General features: G+C 51.4%; 25 protein-coding genes. 11 read left to right on the forward strand and 14 right to left on the reverse strand.

Annotated features, from left to right (window positions below; translation table 11 throughout):
- Positions 1–146: 146 nt before the first annotated feature.
- Complete coding sequence (locus OGV89_RS08330; protein ID WP_286558504.1) at positions 147–881, forward strand: class I SAM-dependent methyltransferase; 735 nt, start codon at positions 147–149, stop codon at positions 879–881.
- 70 nt (positions 882–951) lie between these two features.
- Entirely contained in the window at positions 952–1035 is an 84-nt protein-coding gene (gene yohP / locus OGV89_RS23000; protein ID WP_015572324.1) for a small membrane protein YohP, read from the forward strand.
- Positions 1036–1103: 68 nt separating this feature from the next.
- On the opposite strand, the gene dusC is transcribed toward yohP, so the two are convergent.
- The 6 genes from dusC to mhbT form a co-directional block, all read right to left on the reverse strand.
- Entirely contained in the window at positions 1104–2042 is a 939-nt protein-coding gene (gene dusC / locus OGV89_RS08335) for a tRNA dihydrouridine(16) synthase DusC (RefSeq protein WP_048232377.1), read from the reverse strand.
- A 61-nt stretch (positions 2043–2103) separates the two neighbouring features.
- A complete protein-coding gene (locus OGV89_RS08340; protein WP_003845202.1) occupies positions 2104–3297 on the reverse strand; it encodes a 3-hydroxybenzoate 6-monooxygenase in 1194 nt (397 codons plus the stop codon).
- Between the two features lie 14 nt (positions 3298–3311).
- Complete coding sequence (gene maiA / locus OGV89_RS08345) at positions 3312–3956, reverse strand: maleylacetoacetate isomerase (protein ID WP_003845200.1); 645 nt, start codon at positions 3954–3956, stop codon at positions 3312–3314.
- 8 nt (positions 3957–3964) lie between these two features.
- Entirely contained in the window at positions 3965–4666 is a 702-nt protein-coding gene (locus tag OGV89_RS08350) for a fumarylacetoacetate hydrolase family protein (RefSeq protein ID WP_048232381.1), read from the reverse strand.
- A 15-nt stretch (positions 4667–4681) separates the two neighbouring features.
- Positions 4682–5719 carry a gentisate 1,2-dioxygenase gene (gtdA, locus tag OGV89_RS08355; protein WP_003027376.1) on the reverse strand — a complete coding sequence of 346 codons (1038 nt, stop codon included), beginning with the start codon at positions 5717–5719 and terminating at the stop codon, positions 4682–4684.
- A gap of 11 nt (positions 5720–5730) precedes the next feature.
- Positions 5731–7089 (reverse strand): 3-hydroxybenzoate transporter MhbT, encoded by a 1359-nt coding sequence (gene mhbT / locus OGV89_RS08360; RefSeq protein WP_193862918.1) that lies wholly within the window; start codon positions 7087–7089, stop codon positions 5731–5733.
- Between the two features lie 126 nt (positions 7090–7215).
- On the opposite strand from mhbT, the gene OGV89_RS08365 reads away from it, so the two are divergent.
- The 8 genes from OGV89_RS08365 (at position 7216) to preA (ending at position 14179) form a co-directional block, all read left to right on the forward strand.
- On the forward strand, positions 7216–8124 hold the full coding sequence (locus OGV89_RS08365) for a LysR substrate-binding domain-containing protein (RefSeq protein ID WP_003840122.1): 909 nt from the start codon (positions 7216–7218) through the stop codon (positions 8122–8124).
- Positions 8125–8255: 131 nt separating this feature from the next.
- Complete coding sequence (locus tag OGV89_RS08370; RefSeq protein WP_003027379.1) at positions 8256–8654, forward strand: CidA/LrgA family protein; 399 nt, start codon at positions 8256–8258, stop codon at positions 8652–8654.
- The gene (locus OGV89_RS08375) at positions 8651–9346 is read left to right on the forward strand and encodes a CidB/LrgB family autolysis modulator (protein WP_003027380.1); all 696 of its coding nucleotides are present in this window, start codon (positions 8651–8653) and stop codon (positions 9344–9346) included. The genes OGV89_RS08370 and OGV89_RS08375 overlap by 4 nt, the downstream gene beginning before the upstream one ends.
- Before the next feature lie 148 nt (positions 9347–9494).
- Complete coding sequence (gene cdd, locus OGV89_RS08380; protein ID WP_003027381.1) at positions 9495–10379, forward strand: cytidine deaminase; 885 nt, start codon at positions 9495–9497, stop codon at positions 10377–10379.
- Between the two features lie 134 nt (positions 10380–10513).
- A complete protein-coding gene (sanA, locus tag OGV89_RS08385) occupies positions 10514–11233 on the forward strand; it encodes an outer membrane permeability protein SanA (protein WP_003027383.1) in 720 nt (239 codons plus the stop codon).
- A gap of 2 nt (positions 11234–11235) precedes the next feature.
- On the forward strand, positions 11236–11475 hold the full coding sequence (locus tag OGV89_RS08390) for a DUF2542 family protein (RefSeq protein ID WP_003027385.1): 240 nt from the start codon (positions 11236–11238) through the stop codon (positions 11473–11475).
- A gap of 233 nt (positions 11476–11708) precedes the next feature.
- On the forward strand, positions 11709–12950 hold the full coding sequence (locus OGV89_RS08395; RefSeq protein WP_286558508.1) for an NAD(P)-dependent oxidoreductase: 1242 nt from the start codon (positions 11709–11711) through the stop codon (positions 12948–12950).
- A complete protein-coding gene (gene preA, locus OGV89_RS08400) occupies positions 12944–14179 on the forward strand; it encodes an NAD-dependent dihydropyrimidine dehydrogenase subunit PreA (protein ID WP_057063021.1) in 1236 nt (411 codons plus the stop codon). Before OGV89_RS08395 ends, preA begins: the two co-directional genes overlap by 7 nt.
- Before the next feature lie 57 nt (positions 14180–14236).
- Here the strand turns inward: preA and mglC are convergent, their stop codons facing one another.
- The 6 genes from mglC to folE all read right to left on the reverse strand — a co-directional run bounded on the left by mglC (position 14237) and on the right by folE (position 21156).
- Complete coding sequence (mglC, locus tag OGV89_RS08405; protein ID WP_003027393.1) at positions 14237–15247, reverse strand: galactose/methyl galactoside ABC transporter permease MglC; 1011 nt, start codon at positions 15245–15247, stop codon at positions 14237–14239.
- A 15-nt stretch (positions 15248–15262) separates the two neighbouring features.
- Complete coding sequence (gene mglA, locus OGV89_RS08410; RefSeq protein WP_003027396.1) at positions 15263–16783, reverse strand: galactose/methyl galactoside ABC transporter ATP-binding protein MglA; 1521 nt, start codon at positions 16781–16783, stop codon at positions 15263–15265.
- 71 nt (positions 16784–16854) lie between these two features.
- The gene (gene mglB, locus OGV89_RS08415) at positions 16855–17853 is read right to left on the reverse strand and encodes a galactose/glucose ABC transporter substrate-binding protein MglB (RefSeq protein ID WP_003027399.1); all 999 of its coding nucleotides are present in this window, start codon (positions 17851–17853) and stop codon (positions 16855–16857) included.
- 292 nt (positions 17854–18145) lie between these two features.
- A complete protein-coding gene (gene galS, locus OGV89_RS08420) occupies positions 18146–19171 on the reverse strand; it encodes an HTH-type transcriptional regulator GalS (RefSeq protein WP_003027402.1) in 1026 nt (341 codons plus the stop codon).
- A gap of 144 nt (positions 19172–19315) precedes the next feature.
- Positions 19316–20473, reverse strand: a complete 1158-nt coding sequence (yeiB, locus tag OGV89_RS08425) for a DUF418 domain-containing protein YeiB (protein WP_003840115.1) — start codon at positions 20471–20473, stop codon at positions 19316–19318.
- 14 nt (positions 20474–20487) lie between these two features.
- Positions 20488–21156, reverse strand: a complete 669-nt coding sequence (gene folE, locus OGV89_RS08430; protein WP_003027410.1) for a GTP cyclohydrolase I FolE — start codon at positions 21154–21156, stop codon at positions 20488–20490.
- A 322-nt stretch (positions 21157–21478) separates the two neighbouring features.
- On the opposite strand from folE, the gene fghA reads away from it, so the two are divergent.
- Positions 21479–22315 (forward strand): S-formylglutathione hydrolase, encoded by an 837-nt coding sequence (gene fghA, locus OGV89_RS08435; RefSeq protein ID WP_213354773.1) that lies wholly within the window; start codon positions 21479–21481, stop codon positions 22313–22315.
- On the opposite strand, the gene OGV89_RS08440 is transcribed toward fghA, so the two are convergent.
- Together OGV89_RS08440 and OGV89_RS08445 are read right to left on the reverse strand one after the other, a co-directional pair.
- Positions 22316–22705 carry a helix-turn-helix domain-containing protein gene (locus OGV89_RS08440; protein ID WP_087878893.1) on the reverse strand — a complete coding sequence of 130 codons (390 nt, stop codon included), beginning with the start codon at positions 22703–22705 and terminating at the stop codon, positions 22316–22318.
- Entirely contained in the window at positions 22695–24065 is a 1371-nt protein-coding gene (locus tag OGV89_RS08445) for an L-serine ammonia-lyase (RefSeq protein ID WP_071687535.1), read from the reverse strand. Before OGV89_RS08445 ends, OGV89_RS08440 begins: the two co-directional genes overlap by 11 nt.
- Positions 24066–24249 lie beyond the last annotated feature (184 nt).

The following is a 24249-nucleotide window of genomic DNA, read 5'->3' on the forward strand; positions in this document are numbered from 1 at the left end:
TGTGCAGAGATTACGACTTGTCGCTTTTGCTTTTTTAGTTACGCGTGGCAATACATCTTTGGCAATAAAAATATAAAATCAGAAAAATATACACCTCGCGAATAATATAGGTTAAATAGTTTTAATAATTAATAGATGGAGATTTTATGTCACAGAATATCTATGACGATCCTGAGTTCTTTGCCGGATATGCCACGCTGGATCGTTCAGTAAAGGGGCTCGACGGCGCGCCAGAATGGCCGACAATACAAGCGATGCTCCCCTCTCTTCAAGGCAAAAACATTCTTGATTTGGGCTGTGGATATGGCTGGTTTTGCCGCTACGCACGCGATAATCAGGCTGCCAGTGTAGTGGGACTGGATATTTCACAAAAAATGTTAACTCAGGCGCACAGTATGACGCAGGGTAATGGCATCGTTTATCAGCGTGAAGATCTCGAAACGCTTACCTTGTCCCCAAATTCCTTTGATCTGGTTTATAGCTCGCTTGCCCTGCACTATTTGCACGATATAGAACGATTATTCGTAACCATTTACCAGTCATTAACACCGGGAGGTATGTTGGTTTTCTCTGCTGAGCATCCAATTTATACCGCACCGCTTAACCAGGGCTGGATCAAAGATAAAACCGGGCAACTCTCCTGGCCGATTTATCATTATCAGCAGGAAGGTGAGCGCATCAGTAACTGGTTTGCTGAGGGCGTCAAAAAACAGCATCGTAAGCTGGCGACCTGGATTAATGCGCTGATTGGGGCCGGATTCGACATCGTTTGTGTCGATGAATGGGGACCTTCCGCGCAACAGATTGCTGAAAACCCAGCGTTAGATGAAGAAAAAGAGCGGCCGATGGTGTTTCTGCTCAGCGCACGTAAACCTGCATAACAGCGCCTCCAGGCAGAATGATTAATACTTTCCTATACTCAATCTGAACTTACCAAAAAAAGGAAAGTTAATGAAAATTCTGCTGTGGGTTATTCTGATTATTTTTCTGATTGGACTGTTGGTGGTAACAGGCGTGTTTAAGATGATTTTTTGATATTGCTGCCTATCAGCCAGTCCGGATAAGGCATTAGCATTTATTCCGGTCTGGCGCATCAGCTGTGTTCAAAGGGTAATAGCCTGAATCGCACGCGCGATATCCGGCGAACTGTTTAACGCACGAATTTCCTGAAACAGCGCGGTTGCCTCTGAATATTCTTTTCGCAGATACCCTAACCACTGCTTAATCCGCGCTACATGATACAGCCCGGTGTCCCCCTGCTTTTCAAGACGGGTATATTTTTGCAACAGCGTCACGACATCAGGCCACGGCATACGCGGCTCGTTGTATTTCACCACGCGGCTCAGGTTTGGAATATTTAATGCGCCACGTCCGATCATCACCGCATCGCATCCGCTGATGGCCATACAATCCTGGGCGCTCTGCCAGTCCCAGATTTCGCCATTCGCGATAACCGGAATAGTCAGTCGCTGGCGGATCTCGCCAATCGCCTGCCAGTTAATATGTTCTGCCTTATAGCCCTGTTCCTTGGTTCGACCATGCACCGCCAGTTCGCTGGCGCCAGCCTGCTGCACGGCATCGGCAATTTCAAACTGCCGATCGCTGTTATCCCAGCCCAGACGCACTTTCACCGTCACCGGGAGATGAGCCGGGACCGCCTCGCGCATAGCTTTTGCGCCCCGGTAGATAAGCTCAGGATCTTTCAGTAACGTTGCGCCACCGCCGCTGCCGTTCACCAGCTTCGACGGACAACCACAGTTCAGATCGACACCGTACGATCCCAGTTCTACCGCACGCGCGGCATTCTCCGCCAGCCACTGCGGATACTGTCCTAACAGCTGAATGCGAACCAACGTGCCGGATGGCGTCCGGCTGTTGTTATGCAGTTCCGGGCAGAGTCGATGAAATACTTTTGCCGGCAGGAGCTGATCCACCACGCGCACAAACTCGGTGATGCACAGATCGTAATCATTCACTTCAGTCAGCAGCTCGCGCACCAGTGAGTCGAGCACGCCTTCCATCGGCGCCAGTAAAACACGCATATCGTCACCCGCAAAAAAAGAGGCGCTATGGTAGCGCCTCCGTTCGGGAGATTAAAGAGGCTCAGCGTGGCAGCAGGCAGTTATCTTCTTTCCAGCCGTATAACCATTCCATACCGCGATAAAATTCCGCCTGCGATTTGTCTTTCCACAACAGATTACGCACCTGACGCTCGACACCTGCGGCATGGTAGACGCGTCCCATTTCGCGCGTTGACCAGACGATGCGTGCGGTACGCGGAATACGCACCGACTCATACAGCGCAAAGGCATCAGCCGCATCGCCGTCACACTGCTGTAACGCTTTACCTAGCGTGACAGCATCTTCCAGCGCCATACAGGCTCCTTGCGCCATATATTGCGCCACCGGGTGCGCGGCATCTCCCACCAGCGTGATGCGGTCGGTTCCCCATTTCTCTACCGGCTCACGATCGGCGGTTGACCAGCGCCGCCATGACGTCGGTTTATCCAGCATCTGACGGGGACGTGGATGAATACCCGCAAAATAGGAGAGCACTTCCTCTTTGCTACCATCCTTCACCCCCCACTCCTCCTGCTGACGACTGTGGAAGGTCACCACCAGGTTGTACTGTTTGCCGCCGCGCAGTGGATAGTGCACCAGATGACAATGCGGTCCGGCCCACAATACCGGCGCGTTAATGCGCAAATCTTCCGGCATATCATCGCAATCAATCACGGCGCGATAGACCACGTGCCCGGTAACCCGTGGAGCATCGCCAATCAGAGACTGACGAACAACCGATTTTACACCGTCACAGCCCACCAGAATATCCGCCGTCCAGCTGTTGCCGTGCTCGTCAAATACCGTCACGTCATTCTCTGTCTGGCGAATATCAACCACATTAGTTGAAGTGCGATACTCAACGTTAGGATTCACCAGCGCCGCTTCCCAAACGCTGGCGTGAATATCAACTCGATGGATAACCGCATAAGGACCGCCAAAGTGATCGCGGAACGCCTGCCCGGTTTCAATCCGTACTACCTCTTTCGCATTTACCGCATCCATCATCGTGATGTGGTCGGTAAAAACGGCGCGTTGACGGGCAACTTCCCCCACACCAAGGCTGTCCAGAGCAGAGAATGCATTCGGCCCGAGCTGAATACCTGCGCCAATTTCACCAATCTCGTGCGCTTTCTCCAGCAACATCACTTTAATGCCCTGACGGGCCAGCGATAGCGCGGTCGCCGCGCCGCCAATCCCGCCACCCACGATAATTGCGCGTGTCACTTTAGCCATTGTCGTTCTCCTTATCAGGCTGGAATTTTGTCTTGTTGATTCTCGGGCGCGGCGGCGATAAACGCCGGAAGTTGGGTACAGGCATCATATACCGCCTGACAGCGCGGATATCCGCTCAGATCGCAACCCATCCGCAACGCATTTGCCCACTGCGGGATCAGACAGCAATCCGCCAGCGTCGGTGCGTCCCCCACGCAAAACGTCTCCGAGTGGCTCTGGCGCAGCATTTGTTCCACCGCGCTTAACCCTTGCTGGATCCAGTGCGCATACCAGCGTTTTTTATCTTCTTCACTGACTTTTAACTCTTCGCTCAGGTAGCGTAGTACCCGCATGTTATTTACGGGATGGATATCACAGGCGATGGCATAAACAATTTCCAGCACCTTACTGCGCGTCGGGAAGTCAGCAGGCAGCAGCGGCGACTGCGGAAAGTGATGATCCAGCCAGTCGGTTATCGCCAGAGACTGCCCGAGTGATTCTCCGTCATCGGTCACCAGCGTCGGCACCAGCCCCAACGGGTTCATCCGCCGGTAGGCCAGTTCGTTCTGCTGACCAATGCGAATATTGACGCCCACCGTCTGGTAATCGAGCCCCTTCAGCGCCAGCGCAATGCGTACACGATATGACGCGGAGCTATTAAAGAAACTGTACAGCTTCATTATGCACCTCAGACAATCTTCACGGCGATGGGGGTTAAACCGTCTACGTTTCCGGTGATCACATCCCCTTTCACTACCGCCCCTACGCCTTCGGGTGTACCGGTGTAGATCAGATCGCCTGGCTGCAGTTCGAAAAAGCCTGACAGATAGCTGATGGTTTCATTCACAGACCAGATGAGGTGGCGAATATCGCTACGCTGGTGATCGTCGCCGTTGACCTGCAACCAGATTGGCGCATGGTTAACATCCACACTTTCGCTGGCTTTATGCAACGGCGCGATGGGCGCGGAGAGATCAAACGCTTTACCGATTTCCCACGGACGCCCCATCTGACGCATCTCCATCTGCCGGTCACGGCGGGTCATATCCAGACCGGTGGCATAGCCCCAGATATATTCGTGCGCTTTTTCCAGCGGAATATCACTGCCCTTTTTACCAATCGCCACCACCAGCTCTATCTCATAGTGATAGTTATCGGTCTGCGATGGGTACGGCAGTTCAAGGATCTGACCAGCTGCCACCGGGACTACCGCATCAGCAGGTTTACAGAAGAAGAACGGGGGTTCGCGATCCGGATCAAAGCCCATTTCACGCGCATGAGCGGCATAGTTACGGCCCACACAATAAACGCGGCGTACGGGAAATTGTTCATCGCTGCCAACCACCGGAACGGTAACAGGCGCTTGTGGTTCGAATACATATTGCATCATTTTTTCTCTCCCAAATTAATAGCGTGCTTCACGGAACAGCCCCAGTGCTTCCTGAACCGGTCTGTCCGAAAAACTGAATAAGACGGTATCTTCGTGGGTCTGGAACGACACGCCGTGCCAGGTCGGCACCACAAAAATATCTTTTGGCGAAAAGTTGAAGATCTCGTTACCGATGGTGACCTGCCCACTTCCTTCCACCACGTGATAGATAGTGCTGTCAGTGGTACGCGCCATTCGTGAGGAAAAGCCCTGCGGCAACAGTTGCAGGAAGGTTCCCATCGAAGGCATGGGATAACCGCCGGTTACCGGGTTTACGTAACGCATCTTGTAACCGTCCCACTCATCGGCGTCGCCCATACGGGTCAGGTCATGTAGCGCTTCACGGCTGCGATCGTAGCGATAGTTAAAAATCGGCGATGAGTTACCCTTCTGATGGCGCAGCGGCAGCATATTGGCCGCGTAGCGCGGTAAGTAATCCCCTTCCTGACGCGTGACCGGCTGCTGATCTTCCGGGTAGTCTTCCGCAAAGCCGCAGCCCAGCAGGTTCACCAGCGGCAGGTCCAGACCGTCCAGCCAAACCACCGGTTCACTACCCGGGTTGCCGTGATCGTGCCAGCGCCACTGCGGCGTCAGAATAAAATCTCCTTCATGCATCTGGGTGCGCTCGCCATCCACGGCGGTAAATGCTCCTTTCCCTTCGACAATAAAGCGCAGTGCAGACTGGTTGTGGCGGTGACTCGGCGCAACCTCGCCCGGCATAATTAACTGCAATCCTGCGTACAGCGTTGGGGTGATTGAAGACTGTCCGCGCAACATTGGGTTTTCCAGCACCAGCACGCGGCGAATCGCCTCTTTCGCGCCAATCAGATCGCCACTTTCTAACAGCAGAGGGCGGATCTCCTGATAGTTCCAGTACGCAGGCGCGCAATGTGCGTTCGGTGTTGGCGGCACCAGGCGGTGCAGCGACTCCCACAGAGGGGTCAGATTCTGCCCGGAAATATGCTGGTAAAACTGCTGACGGCTGTTCTTAACATCCTGATTCAGTTCAGACATAGGGATTCTCCTTATTCATTCACAACACCTGCGCGAGGCAGAGTATTTGAGGCAGAGGCCGACTGGCGGATAACAACCGTCAGCAGCGTAAGCATCACCGCGCTGATGGCCGCCGGGACGGCAATAATGAAAAACAGGTTATCGAATGAGAAATTCATCGCCATCATCACGCCGCCAGAAAGCGAGCCGACAATCGCGCCGCAGCGCCCCACCGCATTAGACCAGCTGACGCCCGTCGCCCGGCTTTGTGTCGGATATAGCGTGGCGGTTAACGCATTTAGACCAACCTGAGAACCGCTGATACCAATGCCGGTGCCAAAAATAGCCAGAGCCATCAACCACAGACCGTTCTCGCTCAGGCCAATCATGACGATGCACACTGCGCCCAGTGCATAACTCACGGCCAGCACGCGGAAAGGATTGTATTTATCCATCAGCATGCCCAGCGCCAGCGCCCCCAGCGTTCCTCCAATCTGGAAGGCGGCAGTTACCCATGAGGCATGCTGCAGATCAATTCCACGATGGTTTAACAGCGTTGGCATCCAACTGGAGAGCAGATAAATAATCAGCAAGCTCATAAAGAACACTAACCATAGCATCAGGGTAATGGGCAGCTGTCGCCCGACGAACAGCTGGCGAATGCTTCCTTTAGCAATCGCTGTGTCCTCGTTGAGATAAAAATGGGTCGTGTCATAACGTTCCCGGGTGATGGCGCTAACGGTTCTGGCAATCACGTTTTGCGGCAGTTGGCGACGAACCTGCCAGCGCGGGGATTCCGGTAGCGCAAACAGCAGAGCCACAAACAGCATGAGTGGTAGAACGCCTCCCAGCACCAGAATGCCGTGCCAGCCAATAACCGGCACCAGTTGCGCGCTCACAATTCCACCCATCGCCGACCCCAGGGTAAATCCACAAAACATCATGGTCACCAGCGCGCCACGCCGCCGCGCTGGCAGGTACTCTGACGTCATGGTGATGGTATTTGGCATCGCGCCGCCCAAACCTAACCCGGTAAGAAATCGCAAAATAACCAGCGTTTGTAGATCGGGAGAAAAAGCCGAAATCAGGCTCAGGGCGCCGAACAGCGCCACGCAGAGTTCAATCACCCGTTTACGGCCAAAACGGTCAGACAATGGGCCGCAGAGCAATGCGCCAGCGGTTAGCCCCAACAGGCCTGCGCCAAACAACGGCGCCAGATCGCCGGCAGTCAGCTGCCAGTGAGTACGAATGTCGGGAGCGATAAAGCCAATAGCTGCGGTATCAAATCCGTCGAGCATGACGACCAGAAAACAGCAAATGATAACGCGCCACTGGGTCTTACCGACGGGAGCGGAATCGATCAGTGCTTGTAGATCACGTTGATGAGTCATAGTGAATGCCTCAGTGCAGGTAGAGTAGATGTCTGTTTTGTTTTAGGTATGTTGCGACTTTGTATGTTTGGAGATGAAATGTACAATGGCTTTTCATGCAGAGGCATAACCTGGAGGTTATAGCAAATGGCAAACTGGGCGCAGAAACTTAAGTTGCAACACCTGCAAACGCTTATCGCGCTGGGCGAACAGGGAAATCTGACTCACGTCGCACGGATGATGAATATCACCCAGCCAGCGTTGTCAAAATGGTTATCACAGCTCGAAGATGAGATTGGCATCACCCTCTTTGAACGTCACAGCAAAGGCTTGCGTCCTTCCGAAGGCGGCAAGCTGTTACTGCAGCATGCCCAACGCCTGCTCAATGATATGGAACGTTCGCAATATGAAATCGCCCGTTTTAAGCAAGGCGGCCTGGTGGGAAGTCTAAAGATTGGCTGCTCACCCGTAGCGACCGACTGCGTTTCACTGGCAATACTGGGTTTGCTCAAAGAGTTGCCAACCCTGAACCTTAATATCGAAGAGAAAGTGATGACCCCGCTGCTGCACGATCTGCTCGCGGGTTCGGTGGATGTCGTCGTCGGTCGCGTCGGTGGCCGGGCGCTTCAGTTGCCGCTCAATTACCAGGTGCTGTATACCGAGCCGGTCTGTTTCGTCGCCCGTCCCGATCATCCCTTGGCAAAATATCCCTTGCTCACCTGGCACGATCTGGCGAACTGGCGCTGGATTGTCTGGCCAACAGGAACCCCTATCCGGATAAGCATTGATAACGCGCTGGTTGATAACGGCGTCATGTTGCCGGAAAACATCATTGAATCGGCGTCGATCAACGTCAGTACCAACCTGCTGCAAAGTAGCGATATGATCTCTATTCTTTCTTTGCGTCTGGCACAACGGTATGCCGCCCAGGGGCAGTTGGCTATTCTGAATCTGCCGAAGATTGAACAAAAAGGCAGCGTCGGCGTATTCTGGCGCAACAACGAAACACCTACTACCGCCCTGAATCGTTTTTTGTATTATCTGGCACAGGCTTAGCGCGGAGAGTTAGGGCCATCGCCCGATGTTCCAGATATCTATTTCCTCTATGCTTAGAATTCATGATGTGATCGGTAGCACGTTTTTAAGTTTAATTGTATGATGAATCAGTCTCGTCAAGGGTTTCAACTATGAGCAAAGCACTGAACGTTATCTGGCAATATTTGCGCGCATTCGTCCTGATTTATGCCTGCCTCTACGCAGGTATTTTTCTTGCGTCGCTACTTCCTATCACCATTCCGGGCAGCATTATCGGCATGCTGATTCTGTTTGTCTTACTGGCTTTGCAGGTGTTACCGGCAAAATGGGTTAACCCTGGCTGCTACGTGCTGATTCGTTATATGGCCCTGCTGTTTGTCCCGATTGGTGTGGGGATCATGCAGTACTTTGACCTGCTCCGCGCACAATTTGGTCCGGTAGTGGTGTCCTGTACCATCAGTACGCTGGTCGTTTTCCTGGTGGTGAGTTGGAGCTCGCACATTGTGCACGGTGAACGCAAAATCGTTGGGCAAAAAGGGTCAAAAGAATGATGTCGTATATCTGGTGGTCGTTACCTCTTACGCTGGCGGTATTTTTTGGCGCACGTAAGCTGGCTGCACGATTTAAAATGCCGCTATTGAACCCGCTGCTGGTTGCCATGGTGGTGATTATTCCCATTCTGCTGCTGACCGGCATTCCCTACGATCACTATTTCAAAGGCAGCGAAGTACTGAACGATTTACTGCAACCTGCCGTGGTCGCGCTGGCCTATCCGTTATACGAACAGCTGCACCAAATTCGCGCCCGCTGGAAATCAATCATTGCTATCTGTTTTGCCGGGAGCGTTGTGGCAATGGTAACAGGTACAACAATCGCTTTGTTGATGGGCGCATCACCGCAAATTGCCGCGTCTATCATGCCAAAATCGGTCACCACGCCTATCGCTATGGCCGTGGGAGGCAGTATTGGCGGTATTCCGGCTATCAGCGCCGTATGCGTTATTTTTGTCGGTATCCTCGGGGCAGTATTTGGTCATACGTTGCTTAATGCGATGCGTATTCGCACCAAGGCCGCTCGGGGGCTGGCAATGGGCACCGCGTCGCACGCCCTGGGTACCGCACGCTGTGCAGAACTGGACTACCAGGAAGGCGCGTTTAGCTCTCTGGCACTGGTTATTTGCGGCATTATCACCTCGTTGGTTGCCCCATTCCTGTTCCCGATTATTCTGGCGGTGGTGGGTTAACCTTCATTTTTTAGCTATTTATTTGCGATGCGTTGCACATTTTTCATTTAAGTTTCATAAGTTGCATACACAATGGGATTTGGATCACATATAAAGCCATAACGGGCCCGTAAACTACGATTCCATTACATTGTTATGAGGCATCGCCATGCATCCACGTTTTCAAACTGCTTTTGCCCAACTCGCGGATAACTTGCAATCAGCCCTGGCCCCTGTTCTGGCGGATGCGCATTTCCCCGCCATGCTGACTGCTGAGCAGGTCTCTTTGCTGAAACGCGAATCGGGACTGGACGAAGACGCGCTGGCATTCGCTCTGCTGCCGCTGGCTGCGGCCTGCGCGCGTACTCCACTGTCCAATTTCAACGTTGGGGCTATTTCTCGCGGCATCAGCGGCAACTGGTACTTCGGTGGGAACATGGAGTTCCTGGGCGCGACCATGCAGCAAACTGTTCATGCCGAGCAAAGCGCTATCAGCCACGCCTGGCTGCGCGGTGAAAAAGGGCTCGCCGCCATCACCGTCAACTACACGCCGTGCGGCCACTGTCGCCAGTTTATGAACGAACTAAACAGCGGACTGGATTTACGTATTCATCTGCCGGGACGTGCGCCACATGTGCTGCGCGATTACCTGCCAGATGCCTTCGGCCCGAAAGATCTGGAGATTAAAACGCTGCTGATGGACGATCAGGATCACGGCTTCGCACTGCAGGGCGATGCGTTGACCCAGGCAGCAATCACCGCTGCAAACAGATGTCATATGCCGTACAGCAAATCCCCAAGCGGCGTGGCGCTGGAGTGTAAAGATGGTCGTATTTTTAGCGGCAGCTATGCTGAAAATGCTGCTTTTAACCCAACCCTGCCACCACTGCAAGGCGCGTTGAACCTGTTGAATCTGAACGGTTATGATTATCCAGATATCCAACGCGCCGTGCTGGCTGAAAAAGCCGATGCGCCGTTAATTCAGTGGGATGCGACATCTGCCACGCTGAAAGCACTGGGCTGCGACAATATAGAGCGCGTGCTACTCGACTAAGTCGTGTTGCCCGATGGCGTAACGCCATCGGGCAACAGTGACTAAAATCCCCTCAATCAGATTGCTGTTTCTTGCGCTACGTCTTCGGGTAAAGTAGCCTGATTGAAATTCCATCCAAATAACGAGTTTTCTGCATGTTAAAGCGCGTGTTTTACAGCCTGTTAGTCCTGCTAGGCTTGCTGCTTTTGACTGTGCTTGGACTCGATCGGTGGATGAGCTGGAAGACTGCTCCCTACATTTACGACGAACTGCAGGATTTACCCTACCGCCAGGTAGGTGTGGTTCTGGGCACGGCGAAGTATTACCGCACCGGCGTCATCAATCAGTATTACCGCTACCGCATTCAGGGCGCATTGAACGCCTATAACAGCGGGAAGGTAAACTATCTGCTGTTAAGCGGCGACAACGCACAGCAAAGCTACAACGAACCCATGACGATGCGTAAAGATCTGATTGCCGCAGGCGTCGATCCCGCTGACATCGTGCTTGATTACGCCGGGTTCCGAACGCTCGACTCCATCGTGCGTACCCGTAAGGTGTTCGATACCAACGATTTCATCATTATTACCCAGCGATTCCATTGTGAGCGTGCCTTGTTTATTGCGCTCCATATGGGTATCCAGGCCCAGTGCTACGCCGTACCTTCGCCAAAAGATATGCTCACCGTGCGGGTACGTGAATTTGGCGCCCGTTTTGGCGCACTTGCCGATCTCTACATTTTTAAACGTGAACCCCGCTTTTTAGGCCCACTGGTCCCTATCCCTACCATGCATCAGGTACCGGACGATGCACAGGGATATCCGGCAGTCACGCCTGAACAACTGCTCGAATTACAAAAGAAACAAGGAAAATAAGCATGGATGTACAAACCCTTTTCGTCGTGTTGGCCTTTCTGCTCATTCCCGTGTTTTGTTTTCGTGAAGCCTGGAAAGGCTGGCGCTCGGGAGCCGTAGATAAAATTAAAAAGAATGCGCGCGAACCGGTTTTCGCTTATCGCAATCAAGAGCCGCTGCAATTTTGGTCTTACGTACTGGTTTATGCTGGATGCGGGTGCTTATCCTTCGGTATGGTTATTTACTTAGTTTTTTATCGATAACGCATTTGCCTTTATATTAGCGTTTGAGAATAGCTAATATTTTGATAATAGTTACCATTTCAAGATAAGGGATTAATGCTGCCCGTCAGCATTTCCCTCAAACTATCTTCTATTTGTGAATCCTTTCACAGAATACTCTTCCTGCAGTGCTTAGCCTTAAGAATAGCCTTTCACTTTTTATATTTTGTTATTAACGGTTTGCCTTAATTTACTCAAGCATTAAGGAAGAAAATATGCCACAACAAAATTATCTGGATGAGCTCACGCCTGCTTTTACCCCATTATTAGCAATAAAAGAGGCTTCCCGCTGTTTATTATGTCACGATGCCCCCTGTAGTCAGGATTGCCCGGCGCAAACCGACCCGGGGAAATTTATTCGCTCCATTTATTTCCGTAATTTTAAAGGCGCAGCCGAAACTATCCGCGAAAATAATGCGCTCGGTGCGGTGTGTGCTCGAGTTTGCCCAACCGAAAAATTATGCCAGCGCGGGTGTACGCGTTCAGGAATTGATAAACCTATTGATATTGCGCGTCTGCAGCGCTTTATAACCGATTTTGAACAGCAGACCGCGATGAAAATATATCAGCCGGCAACAAAAACGCTGGGCAAGGTCGCCATTATCGGTGCAGGTCCGGCAGGATTACAGGCCAGCGTAACGCTGAGCAATCTTGGTTATGACGTAACCATCTTCGAAAAACAGGCTCAGCCAGGCGGCTGGTTGCGCTATGGCATCCCAGAGTTTCGTTTGCCGCATTCGGTTTTGGATCATGAAATTGCCCGTATCGTTGAAATGGGCGTGACCATCAAGTGCAATTGTGAAGTCGGCAATGCCCTTTCCGTTGAGCAACTCAAAGCAGAATATCGCGCCGTACTGGTTACCCCAGGTATGTCTTACGGCTCAACATTGCCTCTTTTTGAGAAAGCGAATCACGTTGAAATTGCCGTCGATTTTCTGCAACGCGCCCGACAAGCCAGCGGCGATATTACCGTCGCCAAAAGTGCATTGATCATCGGCGGTGGCGATGTGGCGATGGATGTCGCCAGTACGTTGAAACTGCTGGGCTGCCCGTCAGTCACTTGTGTCGCGCGTGAAGAACTGGCTGATTTTCCGGCCAGCGATAAAGAATTCAGCAGCACCCAGGCATTAGGCGTGTCGATTATTGACGGTTTCACGCCCGTGGCGGTAAGCGGAAATCAAGTTACCTTTAAGCACGTACGCCTGCCAGGCGAACTCACGCTAGAAGTCGAGCACATTATTCTTGCCGTCGGTCAACACGCTCAGCTTGATAATTTCGCCACGTTAAAGCCGCAGCGCAATCTTATCAATACGCAAAACTACCAAACCGCCGATCCGGCTCTGTTTGCTGCGGGCGATATTGTTGAAGGCGATAAAACGGTCGTTTACGCCGTGAAAACCGGAAAAGAAGCCGCTCAGGCCATTCATCACTATTTAGAGGGAGCTTGCTCATGTTAACGAAAGATCTTTCTATTACCTTTTGCGGCGTCAAATTTCCCAACCCGTTCTGCCTCTCTTCCTCTCCGGTGGGCAACTGCTATGAAATGTGCGCCAAAGCCTATGATAGCGGTTGGGGCGGCATTGTTTTTAAAACGATCGGGTTCTTTATTGCGAATGAAGTCTCCCCGCGCTTTGACCATCTCAGCAAAGAAGATACCGGCTTTATTGGCTTCAAAAACATGGAGCAAATTGCCGAGCATCCGCTGGAGGAGAATCTGGCTGCTATTCGGCGACTGAAACAAGACTACCCGGATAAGGTCCTGATTGCGTCGATCATGGGGGAAAATGAGCAGCAATGGCAGGAACTGGCCCGCCTGGTTGAAGAAGCGGGTGCAGATATGATCGAGTGTAACTTCTCCTGCCCGCAAATGACCTCGCATGCTATGGGCAGCGATGTAGGACAAAGCCCTGAGTTGGTTGAAAAATACTGTCGGGCGGTTAAACGCGGTTCGCCCCTGCCAATGCTGGCTAAAATGACACCAAATATTGGTGATATGTGTGAGGTGGCGCTGGCGGCAAAACGCGGAGGAGCCGACGGCATCGCGACCATCAATACGGTTAAATCCATCACTAATATCGACCTGAACAGGAAAATCGGGATGCCGGTCGTCAACGGTAAATCCAGTATTTCCGGCTACTCCGGCAAGGCCGTTAAACCTATTGCTTTGAGATTTATCCAACAACTACGCATGCACCCTGAACTGCGGGATTTTCCGATTAGCGGCATTGGAGGAATTGAGACCTGGGAAGATGCCGCCGAGTTTTTACTGTTAGGCGCTGCCACGCTGCAGGTGACCACCGGGATCATGCAGTATGGATATCGGATTGTGGAAGACATGATCAGCGGGCTGTCACATTACCTCGCCGATCAAGGGTTTGACTCACTGGAGGAGATGGTGGGTCTGGCCAATGCCAATATCATCCCCGCCGAGGAGCTTGACCGTAGCTACATTGTCTATCCGAACATCCATCTTGATAAATGCGTCGGCTGTGGTCGTTGCTACATCTCCTGCTATGACGGCGGGCATCAGGCGATGGAATGGAATGAGGAAACCCGTACACCGCACTGCAATACAGAAAAATGTGTGGGATGTTTATTGTGCGGTCACGTTTGCCCGGTAGCCTGTATTGATCTGGGCGAGGTGAAATTTAAACCCGGAGAGAAAGAACATGCGTTAACGTTGTAACGCGGATAAAAAAGCCCGGTGCAGGTTGCGCTGCACCGGGCTTTTTACATTGTACGATTACTTCTTACGCGCGTACTTCAGTGAGTCCAGCGCGACCGCGAAGATGATAATGCCGCCCTTGATAATATACTGCCAGTAAGGGTTTACGCCGATGTAGGTCAGACCGTAGTTGATGACGGTGAAGATAATCACACCGGTCACCACGCCAAACACGGTACCTACCCCGCCGCTGAACGACACGCCACCAACCACGCACGCCGCAATCGCATCCAGCTCATACATAAAGCCGAGGTTGTTGGTCGCCGAGCCGATACGCCCGGCTTCCAGCAAACCACCGAAGGCATAGAACACGCCAGACAACGCATAGATAATCAACAGGTTCAGCGCAACGTTTACCCCAGACACTTTCGCTGCTTCCGGGTTTCCGCCGATGGCGAAAATGTTTTTACCGAAGCGGGTCTTGTTCCACAGCACCCACACAAAGGCCACGGCAATCAGCGCGTAGAAGGTGATGTAGGAGAGTCGGAAACTGCCCAGTGCAATAAAGCCCTGAGCAAAGGTTGAAAATCCGCTGTCAAAGCCAGAGATTGGCGATGCGCCGACGAAGTCGTAGTACAGGGAGTTGATCCCGTAAACGATAATCATCGTACCCAGGGTGGTAATAAACGGCGTCACGTTCAGGTAAGCAATGATAATACCGTTCACCAGACCGATAATGGCACCAATCACGCAGACAATCAGCACCACTACAATGATCGGCATCGTCGCCATTTCCGGGAACACCTTGTTGGCATTCTCCATCGACTGCAACAAAGTCGCTGCCACCACTGCCGCCAGGCCAACCTGACGCCCCGCCGACAGGTCGGTCCCTTGGGTAACAATCAGTCCAGCCACACCCAATGCGATAATAATACGCACCGAGGATTGTGTGAGAATATTACTCAGGTTTAGTAAGCTTAAGAAAGTGGGATCCTGGAAAATAATAATCGCCAGCAAAACCAAAAGAACAACGTAAATTCCGCCTTCTTTCAGGTAAGTAAGAAAACTTTTCTTATTTAACGCACTCATGAGGAGCCCCTAATCTTAAAGGTGCAAAGACGCAAGACGGAGGATTTCGTTTTGCGTTGTTGTTTTAGTGTCAACAATTCCGGCAACGAGACCATTGCTCATCACCAGAATACGATCGGTAATACCCAGCAGCTCCGGCATTTCAGAGGAAATAATAATAATCCCCTTATCCTTTTTCGCGAGTTCGGCAATTAACTGGTAAATTTCAAATTTCGCGCCAACATCGATTCCACGCGTCGGTTCATCCAGCATCAGAATTTCTGGCTGCGTTAATAACCAACGACCAATAACCACCTTTTGCTGATTACCGCCAGAAAGTGAACCGATTTGCGTACGATGGCCCGGTGTTTTCACCCTCATGGAGTCAATTACCCACTGGGTGTCACTCTTCATGCGGGAATTATCCAACAGACCGACTTTGTTTTTGTAATTTTGGATATTAGAAATTAACGAGTTAAAACCAATGTCCAGATACGCATAAATACCGGTTGAGCGGCGCTCTTCCGTGACCAGCGCAAAACCATGGTTGATGGCTTCATTTGCACTGTGGTTATTAATCTTTTTGCCGTGTAGCGTAATTGTACCCGATGATTTCTCACGAATACCAAAAAGCGTTTCAACAATATCCGTGCGTTTTGCACCCACCAGACCGGCAATCCCGAGAATTTCCCCTTTGTGTAAATCAAACGAGATATCACGAATCGACGGCTGCCGCAGCGAGGTCAGGTTACGCACTTGCAGAATGACTTCACCAGGTTTGTTTTCTTTATCCGGAAAACGTTGGTTCAGTGAACGCCCTACCATCATGGCGATGATCTTATCCATATCCAGCCCTTCCAGCGGCTGGGTCGCAATCCACTGGCCGTCGCGTAGAACGGTAATTTCATCACACAGCTGGAAAATTTCTTCCATTTTGTGAGAAATATAAACAATACCGCATCCACGCTCTTTCAGCTTACGGATGATAGTGAACAGATGATTAACTTCTTTCTCGGTTAACGATGAAGTTGGTTCATCCATGATGACGATTTTGGCGTCATAGGAGAACGCCTTCGCAATTTCAATCATCTGCATTTGTGAAACGGATAATGTGCCGACACGCGCACGCGGATCGATATCAATATCCAGTTCATCAAATATCGCTTTGGTATCGCGGTACATTTTTTCCTGATCGACAAACATGCCTTTGGTGGGATAGCGTCCCAGCCACATGTTGTCCATCACAGAGCGTTGTAATACCAGGTTTAATTCCTGGTGTACCATCGAAATACCATTCTCAAGCGCTTCCTTAGCAGAATGAAAATCGATTTCTTTACCCTGAAATAAAATACTGCCGGAATCTTTTTGATAGATGCCGAAAAGACATTTCAATAATGTTGATTTCCCCGCGCCATTCTCTCCCATTAAGGCGTGAATAGAATGCGGGCGGACTTTTAAATTGACATTATCAAGCGCCTTAACGCCGGGGAAGGACTTGTTGATGCCGGTCATTTCCAACAAGTATTCGCCTGACGACTGAGTATGTGTGCTGACCATAATTATACCTTGTTGGCCTTGCAGAGTGCGTTATTAAGGGCGCAATGAAATTGCGCCCACAGACGGAGTATTTACTTATTGGTGAACTCGGCCAGATTATCTTTATCGACACCTACGTACGGAACGCGAACAATCTTGTTCTCAATTTTCCAGTTAGTGCCATCTGCCGCACCTTTGCCATCAGCCAGGTTTTTCGCCAGATCAAAGGTGGCTTTCGCCTGGTTATTAGCATCGTTCAGCACGGTACCGGCCATAGCGCCAGATTTCACCAGCGCCAGTGCTTCAGGCAGGGCATCCACGCCAAATACCGGTACGCTGGTTTTATTGTGTGCCTTCAGCGCTTCAACTGCGCCCATTGCCATCGCATCGTTGTTGGCGATAACGACTTCGATTTTGTTCGCGTTCGGACCGGACATCCACGCATCCATCTTATCTTTCGCCTGAGCGGTATCCCACATTGCAGTATCTAACTGCAGTTGCTCAGTTTTAATGCCTTTGTCGTTCAGCTCTTTAATCACGTAAGTAGTACGTGCTTCAGCATCCGGGTGTCCCGGTTCGCCTTTCAGCAGAACAAACTGAATTTTGCCGTCTTTGTTCAGGTCCCAGTTCGGGTTAGCTGCCCAGTGTTTGGCAATCAAATCACCCTGAATAATACCGGACTCTTTAGAGTCAGTACCGACGTAATACGCTTTGTCATAGCTATCCAGCGCCTTGCGAGAAGGTTCTTTGTTGAAGAACACGATCGGTACGTTCTGTCCGCGTGCTTTTTCAATGACCGTGCCTGCAGCTGCCGGGTCAACCAGGTTAATCGCCAGTGCTTTAACGCCTTTTGCCAGCAGCACGTCGATCTGATCGTTTTGTTTGGACTGGTCGTTCTGCGAGTCGTTCATCAGCAGTTGTACATCTGGCGCCGCTTTGGCATCTTTTTCAATAGCCTTACGTACCACTGACATAAAGTTATCGTCATACTTATAGATAGTCACACCAATACGGGTATCAGCAGCGTGCGCAGCCGCGCCGAATAACATGCTTGCCATTACAGCAGACAGGGTCAACACCTTCTTATTCATGGTATCTCCGGTTTTATTATGCAGGGTAGTACTTGAGATAAATGCTCGGCAGGCAGAACGTTACTGAAGTGTTACTGAACGCCGAAGCTCACTTTTAAAAATATTTCTTCCGTGTCTGGCAACGCTCCCAAAACAGGCTTTAATTATCGCTTAAGGCAGCTATACCTCGATGAAAGTGATTATTCACCGTTACATAGTAGTTACAGCGCAACAAACAGTGTCATCATAGCTATCGCATTGTTAATATACTGTGAATTTACTCACATATTGAAAGCGGTTACATCGCGCTGCGTTATAAGTTAGTGATCGGTGCCGCATTCTGCCGCAGCGCCACTGAATGGCGACGTACCAGCGTCGGCATAAAGCAATGCGTCGCCTGCGGATCCAACGTGCCAGCCGCACCCTGTAGTGCAAGCTCCGTCGCCATTTTTGCCATAGAGGCAATGGGATAGCGCACGGTGGTTAGCTGCGGATCGGTGTAACGCGCGATGGGAATATCATCGAAGCCAATGATTGAAAGGTGTAATGGAATAGCGATACCGTTATCTTTTAGCGCGGTCAGCGCGCCAGCTGCCATATTGTCGTTATAAGCGAAGACTGCCGTCAGTTGTAAATTGCGCCCCAGCAGTTCCACCATCGCAGACTCTCCGCCCTGCATATCGGGCGAACCGGTGCCGACCCAGCTTTCTGCCGCAACAATCCCCTGCTCTTTCAGAGCAGTTAACCACCCTTCTTTGCGCATGGTGTCATCTTCAATGCGATGGCTTGATGCCAGATAACCGATGCGTTGATGACCATTATTCAGCAACATACGGGTCGCCATTTTAGCGCCGCTGATGTTATCCAGGCAGACGCAACGGTGGGCGTAACCCGGTACCAGGCGATTGATCAGCACCATGCCGGGGATTTGATCCATAAACTCGGCCAGTTCCCGATCGCTCAGTGCTTTAGAGTGTACAATCAATGCGTTACAGCGTTGGCGAATCAACACCTCAATGGCATGACGTTCTTTTTCCGCCTCATGGTAGCTGTTGCCAATCAGGACATACTTCTGATGCTGCTGGGCAACCATATCCACGGCTTTTACCAGCGCGCCAAAAAACGCATCTGATACATCCATGACGACAACACCAATCGTATCGCTTACCTGCGTCGCCAGCGCTTGTGCGTTGGCATTAGGTCGATAGCCAAGCTGAGTGACTGCTTTCATTACCGCTTCACGCGTATCGGGACTCACCAGCGCACTGTTGTTCAGTACGCGGGAAACGGTCGCTACAGAAACGCCAGACTGCCGTGCCACATCACGAATGGTTACCATATTCACTGCCCTGTTTTAGATTGCGGCTGCCCGCAGACACCCCAGGCTGGGTATTTTGTCAGCACAATGAAACGGACTGCGTGAGTGATGTCACAGGAATGAAAGCGCTTACATCCATTTTGTTAATGAATGTGATCCAGATCGTTATCTGGATGTTCGCGGTAATGATGTCCCTGCAGCACGCAGGGTTAATTGACGCCACAGCCATTCCACCGGGCCCTGGCGGTAATAACGTAGCCATATCACGGAGAAAAGTAAGTTAATGACCCAGACCGGGATGACGAAATACAGCAGCTCCAGTCGGTCGAATTTCATAAATAAGCCGAATTGATAGAACAGCGTGGTACAGATTAAGGTTTGTAACAGATAGTTGGTTAATGCCATGCGTCCCACACAGGCGACGGCAATGACCCATTTTAAACGGCTAAGCTGCGGCCAGAAACCGTACATCAGCGCGGCGTAACCAATGGTCTGCATCGGCGCTCCCAGCTCTCGCGGGGCTTGTAACAGGAAAGCACACCAGCGGTAGGCCCAGTCCAGATTCCACTGAGCGATGATAGCAGGCAGGTTTATCGCCATCCCAATAATGACCAGCAGCACGCCGGTACGTCGATAGTGCTGCAAACTGTACTGCCCTTTTAGCCAACCGCTGCGCATTAATGCCGCGCCGAGCAGCATCATCCCCGCCAGTTGCCAGCCGTACTGAGCACCCAACGCCAGCAAGCTATTGGACATCATATCCACGCGATTGCTGATTGCTTCCATTCCGCCGTTCACTTTCCAGTATTTTTCATACAGCAACGCTGAAGCATCCGGCGTCCAGGCGCGGCTGGTTTCGCTCCCGGAGATCACACCCAACAGCAGCAGTACGCCAACGCCCACCAGATACAGCAGCACACCAGTGTTAAATAAGCTTTTTACCGACGGCGCATCCCGGATCAGCCGCCAGCAAATCAGGCCGATCAAGCCATATGCCAGCAGGATATCGCCATCCCAGAAGAGTAAACCGTGAATAAAACCCAATAACACCAGCAGCGTAAGCCGTGACTGGATCCAGCGTTTACCGCGTGGGAGCAGCATTTGCAGACCGGCACCGAACAGCAGCGCAAACAGCGTGAGGAATTTTACCTGCGCAAAGAGATCGAGCAGCGCCCAGGTCCAGGCATCGGATAAGGTGATGTCGCCATACCACGCAGGATTGAGATATGCCGCCTTTGGCAAGCCAAAGGCGCTAATATTGAGAAGCAGGATACCAAGAATGGCGACGCCACGAATAAAATCCAGCGTGACATTACGCTCCATGGTTCCTGCCCTAATCAGTTGTGATGACGTACTGCGCGCAGGAATTCCTGACGCGTGTTCTGGCTGGACTTAAACAATCCACCAAGAGAAGTGGTGGTGGTCGCACTGGTCGCATCACGAATGCCGCGCGCTTTCACACAGTAATGCACCGCATCAATCGACACCGCCACATTATTCGTCCCGAGCAGCGTTTGCAGCGCGGTGAGAATTTGCTGGGTCAGGCGTTCCTGTACCTGTGGACGCTGGGCGAAGAACTGCACAATGCGGTTAATCTTCGACAGACCAATGACCGAATCTTTCGGAATATACGCCACCGTCGCTTTGCCATCGATAGTGACAAAGTGGTGTTCGCAGGTGCTGGTCAGCGTAATATCGCGGACCGTGACCATCTCGTCCACCTTCATTTTATTTTCAATGACGGTGATTTTCGGGAAGTTGGCGTAATCGAGGCCGGAGAAAATCTCATCGACATACATTTTCGCAATGCGATGAGGAGTTTCCATCAGACTGTCATCGCTCAAATCGAGATTGAGCAATTGCATAATCTCGGTCATATGGCCAGAGATAAGACGTTTGCGTGTTTCGTTATCCATCTCTTGCACGGGCGGGCGCAGCGGGGTTTCGAGACCACGCGCAACCAGCGCTTCATGAACCAGTGCCGCTTCTTTACTGAGTGATGACATTTCTTCTTCTCCTGCAGGTGGGGCGCCTCTGCCCTGCATGGGGCAAAGTTTTTAGGCTGTATCACAGCCAGAACATTGTGCGTGAGGCGGCGCACATAATCCAGTATTCACCGCGATAATTATTGAAATTGGCACAGCCTTTCAGCTGTAGCAACTTCACTTTCTGTTCAGCCCGGTGACGTCGAGTGTTAATGTAAAGTTATATAGATGATGAAGTATGTTTGCTCAATGCGGAAGTGAAAGTTACTCACAGTGCAATGAATAATCTGTATTATGGTGAGTTCGCAAACACATACAGGTTCAACACAACAAGGAGCCACGCATGGAAATGCTTGAAGAGCACCGCTGTTTTGAAGGCTGGCAGCAACGCTGGCGTCACGACTCCACCACGTTAAATTGCGCCATGACCTTCAGTATTTTTCTTCCACCACCCCGCGATAACGCCCCGCCTCCGGTGCTGTACTGGCTGTCGGGCCTGACCTGCAATGATGAAAACTTCACCACCAAAGCCGGCGCACAGCGCATCGCGGCTGAGCTCGGTATTGTTCTGGTGATGCCAGACACCAGCCCGCGCGGCGAGCAGGTTGCCAACGATGATGGCTACGATTTAGGCCAGGGCGCGGGATTTTACCTCAATGCCACTCAGCAGCCATGGGCAACGCATTTTCGCATGTATGACTATCTGCGTGATGAGCTTCCGGCACTGATTCATTCGCAGTTTAACGCCAGCGATCGCTGCGCCATCAGCGGACACTCCATGGGCGGTCACGGCGCATTGATTATGGCGCTGAAAAATCCCGGGAGATACACCAGCGTTTCAGCCTTTGCGCCGATCGTAAACCCTTGTCGCGTTCCGTGGGGCGAGAAGGCTTTTAGCGCTTATCTGGGTGAAGATAAAAGACAATGGGCTGAGTGGGATAGCTGCGCGTTAATGCTGGCCAGTAAGCCCACAGACGCGATTCCGACGCTAATTGATCAAGGAGACAGCGATCAGTTTCTTGCCGATCAGTTGCAGCCCGCAGTGCTGGCCGAAATAGCCCGTCAGACCGCATGGCCAATGACGCTACGCATCCAGCCAGGTTACGACCACAGCTATTACTTTATTGCGTCATTTATTGAGGATCACCTGCGCTTTCATGCCCAGTATTTGCTGAAGTGATCACCAGTAAAGCGTATTTTCTATTGCCGCGCTGTAGCTCATCTCTTCTGACTGCGGCGCGGACGCTTTACGATTTAGATCGGCCGCCTGTTGGCGTACCTGTAATCGCCCCACGCTCTCACCGCCTTCATGACCTTCGTTAAAATTACGCACTTCAGACTCGAATAAGATTGCATCCAGGTGATGCAACTTATTCAGTGCACGCAACAGGGAGATAAGCGTGTCCAGATTGAGGCCGCCGCCTTTCTCAATGCGTTTAATGGTCGCAATGCCGACCTGTGCGCGGTCAGCAAGTTGCTGCTGCGTTAGCGCCAGAGAAATCCGCGTTTCTCTGATGCGAGCGCATAATGACAAGATGATTTCATCATTATTCATGGTGTTATATTTCATGCCGCCCTCCCCGATTTTTGGGCTGAATTTTCCCAAGGCAGCCGTGATACGTCTCACGGTACTTCGCGCTCATGTCTTTACCCGTTTCATACATGGCGGCAATCACCTCATCGAGCGAAACGCATGGCTCGCTGACACGGCTCATCGCCATCGTTGCGGCGTTAATCGCTTTTACGGACGAAATCGCGTTTCGTTCGACGCAGGGAATTTGTACCTGCCCGCCAACCGGATCGCAGGTCAGTCCGAGATGGTGCTCCATGGTGATTTCTGCGGCATTCAGCACCTGAGCAACTGACGCCCCCATCAGTTCCGCTAATCCGGCTGCGGCCATCGAACTGGCCACGCCGATCTCTCCCTGACACCCAACCTCAGAACCTAAAATAGACGCGTTTTGTTTGAACAGTAGCGCGATGGCGCCAGCGGTGAGGAAAAAGCGGATAACCGATGCGCTATCCAACTTACAGACAAACTTATCGTACCAACTGAGGACCGCAGGGATGATACCGCTCGCACCATTGGTCGGCGCGGTCACCACTCGCCCTCCAGCGGCGTTTTCCTCGCTGACGGCAATCGCAAACGCATTCACCCAGTTGAGGTTGGTGAGAAAGTCGTTAGCAGAGGGTTTCATTGCCAGTAATTTATAGAGCGAGCAGGCCCTGCGCGGCACCTGATACGAGCCTGGCAGTAGGCCTTCAGTATGCAGACCACGATGGACGGCCTGCTGCATTATCGCCCAAACGTACGCGAAATAGTCATGCAACGCCGCCTGGGAATGCACCTGTAATTCATTTTTCATCATTAATGCCGCAACGGATAGTCCATTACGCTGACACAGTTCCTGCAGCTGCGCGGCATTTTGAAACGCAAAAGGAAATGCGTTTTTTTGCGCGGCTCTCTCGGGCGCCGGCTCGCCGGGTTTGCGAACCTGGCCGGCGCCGGTTGAAAACCATGTTTCTTCATACAACGTAAAATAATCATCCCTGGCGCGAAACGTCATCGCATAGGGATGGCCAGAATGCGGTTGTTGATTCGGCTTAATCGCGACCGTCACGGTAACTGAAGGAGAAAGCGTCAGGGTGCCGTCCTGTTCAGCACGTTTAATGAGATCCATCTGCTGGAGTAAATCAACATCATCCGGCTGATTGCCCAACAGCCCCAGATAAAGAGCGATATCAACGTTATGACACTTGCGGCTTAATGAGAGCGCACCGTATAGCTCAACCTCGATTTCTCGCGTTAGCGGTAAGATCTCCTGTAGCTTTAATTGTGAAATGAAGTTAAACGCAGCACGCATTGGCCCTACTGTTCTTGAACTGGAAGGCCCTATGACGACTTTAAAAATATCAATACAACTTTCCATTTTAGACCCATCCCTGTTAGTTAAAATAGAATATACCGCCAATAGCAACAGACCGTGATGTGTATATCAAAAATGATACCTTTCAGACTTTGTTTATTTATTGGTATAAAAAACAATACTATTTTATCTTTTTTTTAACATTCACATCTGTGATAAAGCAGGATTCAATCGTCACCCCCTACTA

Origin of the sequence: Citrobacter sp. Cf125 (assembly GCF_030333935.1) — a bacterium.
GTDB lineage: Bacteria > Pseudomonadota > Gammaproteobacteria > Enterobacterales > Enterobacteriaceae > Citrobacter > Citrobacter freundii.

Coding starts and splice junctions, on each gene's coding strand:
- OGV89_RS08350 (WP_048232381.1), bottom strand. CDS start 4,666: ATGATGCAATATGTATTCGAACCACAAGCGCCTGTTACCGTTCCGGTG.
- preA (WP_057063021.1), top strand. CDS start 12,944: ATGTTAACGAAAGATCTTTCTATTACCTTTTGCGGCGTCAAATTTCCC.
- folE (WP_003027410.1), bottom strand. CDS start 21,156: ATGTCATCACTCAGTAAAGAAGCGGCACTGGTTCATGAAGCGCTGGTT.
- OGV89_RS08445 (WP_071687535.1), bottom strand. CDS start 24,065: ATGGAAAGTTGTATTGATATTTTTAAAGTCGTCATAGGGCCTTCCAGT.
- mhbT (WP_193862918.1), bottom strand. CDS start 7,089: ATGACTCATCAACGTGATCTACAAGCACTGATCGATTCCGCTCCCGTC.
- yohP (WP_015572324.1), top strand. CDS start 952: ATGAAAATTCTGCTGTGGGTTATTCTGATTATTTTTCTGATTGGACTG.
- OGV89_RS08330 (WP_286558504.1), top strand. CDS start 147: ATGTCACAGAATATCTATGACGATCCTGAGTTCTTTGCCGGATATGCC.
- OGV89_RS08370 (WP_003027379.1), top strand. CDS start 8,256: ATGAGCAAAGCACTGAACGTTATCTGGCAATATTTGCGCGCATTCGTC.
- dusC (WP_048232377.1), bottom strand. CDS start 2,042: ATGCGTGTTTTACTGGCGCCGATGGAAGGCGTGCTCGACTCACTGGTG.
- mglC (WP_003027393.1), bottom strand. CDS start 15,247: ATGAGTGCGTTAAATAAGAAAAGTTTTCTTACTTACCTGAAAGAAGGC.
- mglA (WP_003027396.1), bottom strand. CDS start 16,783: ATGGTCAGCACACATACTCAGTCGTCAGGCGAATACTTGTTGGAAATG.
- OGV89_RS08365 (WP_003840122.1), top strand. CDS start 7,216: ATGGCAAACTGGGCGCAGAAACTTAAGTTGCAACACCTGCAAACGCTT.
- gtdA (WP_003027376.1), bottom strand. CDS start 5,719: ATGTCTGAACTGAATCAGGATGTTAAGAACAGCCGTCAGCAGTTTTAC.
- OGV89_RS08340 (WP_003845202.1), bottom strand. CDS start 3,297: ATGGCTAAAGTGACACGCGCAATTATCGTGGGTGGCGGGATTGGCGGC.
- sanA (WP_003027383.1), top strand. CDS start 10,514: ATGTTAAAGCGCGTGTTTTACAGCCTGTTAGTCCTGCTAGGCTTGCTG.
- OGV89_RS08390 (WP_003027385.1), top strand. CDS start 11,236: ATGGATGTACAAACCCTTTTCGTCGTGTTGGCCTTTCTGCTCATTCCC.
- mglB (WP_003027399.1), bottom strand. CDS start 17,853: ATGAATAAGAAGGTGTTGACCCTGTCTGCTGTAATGGCAAGCATGTTA.
- OGV89_RS08395 (WP_286558508.1), top strand. CDS start 11,709: ATGCCACAACAAAATTATCTGGATGAGCTCACGCCTGCTTTTACCCCA.
- cdd (WP_003027381.1), top strand. CDS start 9,495: ATGCATCCACGTTTTCAAACTGCTTTTGCCCAACTCGCGGATAACTTG.
- galS (WP_003027402.1), bottom strand. CDS start 19,171: ATGGTAACCATTCGTGATGTGGCACGGCAGTCTGGCGTTTCTGTAGCG.
- OGV89_RS08375 (WP_003027380.1), top strand. CDS start 8,651: ATGATGTCGTATATCTGGTGGTCGTTACCTCTTACGCTGGCGGTATTT.
- fghA (WP_213354773.1), top strand. CDS start 21,479: ATGGAAATGCTTGAAGAGCACCGCTGTTTTGAAGGCTGGCAGCAACGC.
- maiA (WP_003845200.1), bottom strand. CDS start 3,956: ATGAAGCTGTACAGTTTCTTTAATAGCTCCGCGTCATATCGTGTACGC.
- yeiB (WP_003840115.1), bottom strand. CDS start 20,473: ATGGAGCGTAATGTCACGCTGGATTTTATTCGTGGCGTCGCCATTCTT.
- OGV89_RS08440 (WP_087878893.1), bottom strand. CDS start 22,705: ATGAAATATAACACCATGAATAATGATGAAATCATCTTGTCATTATGC.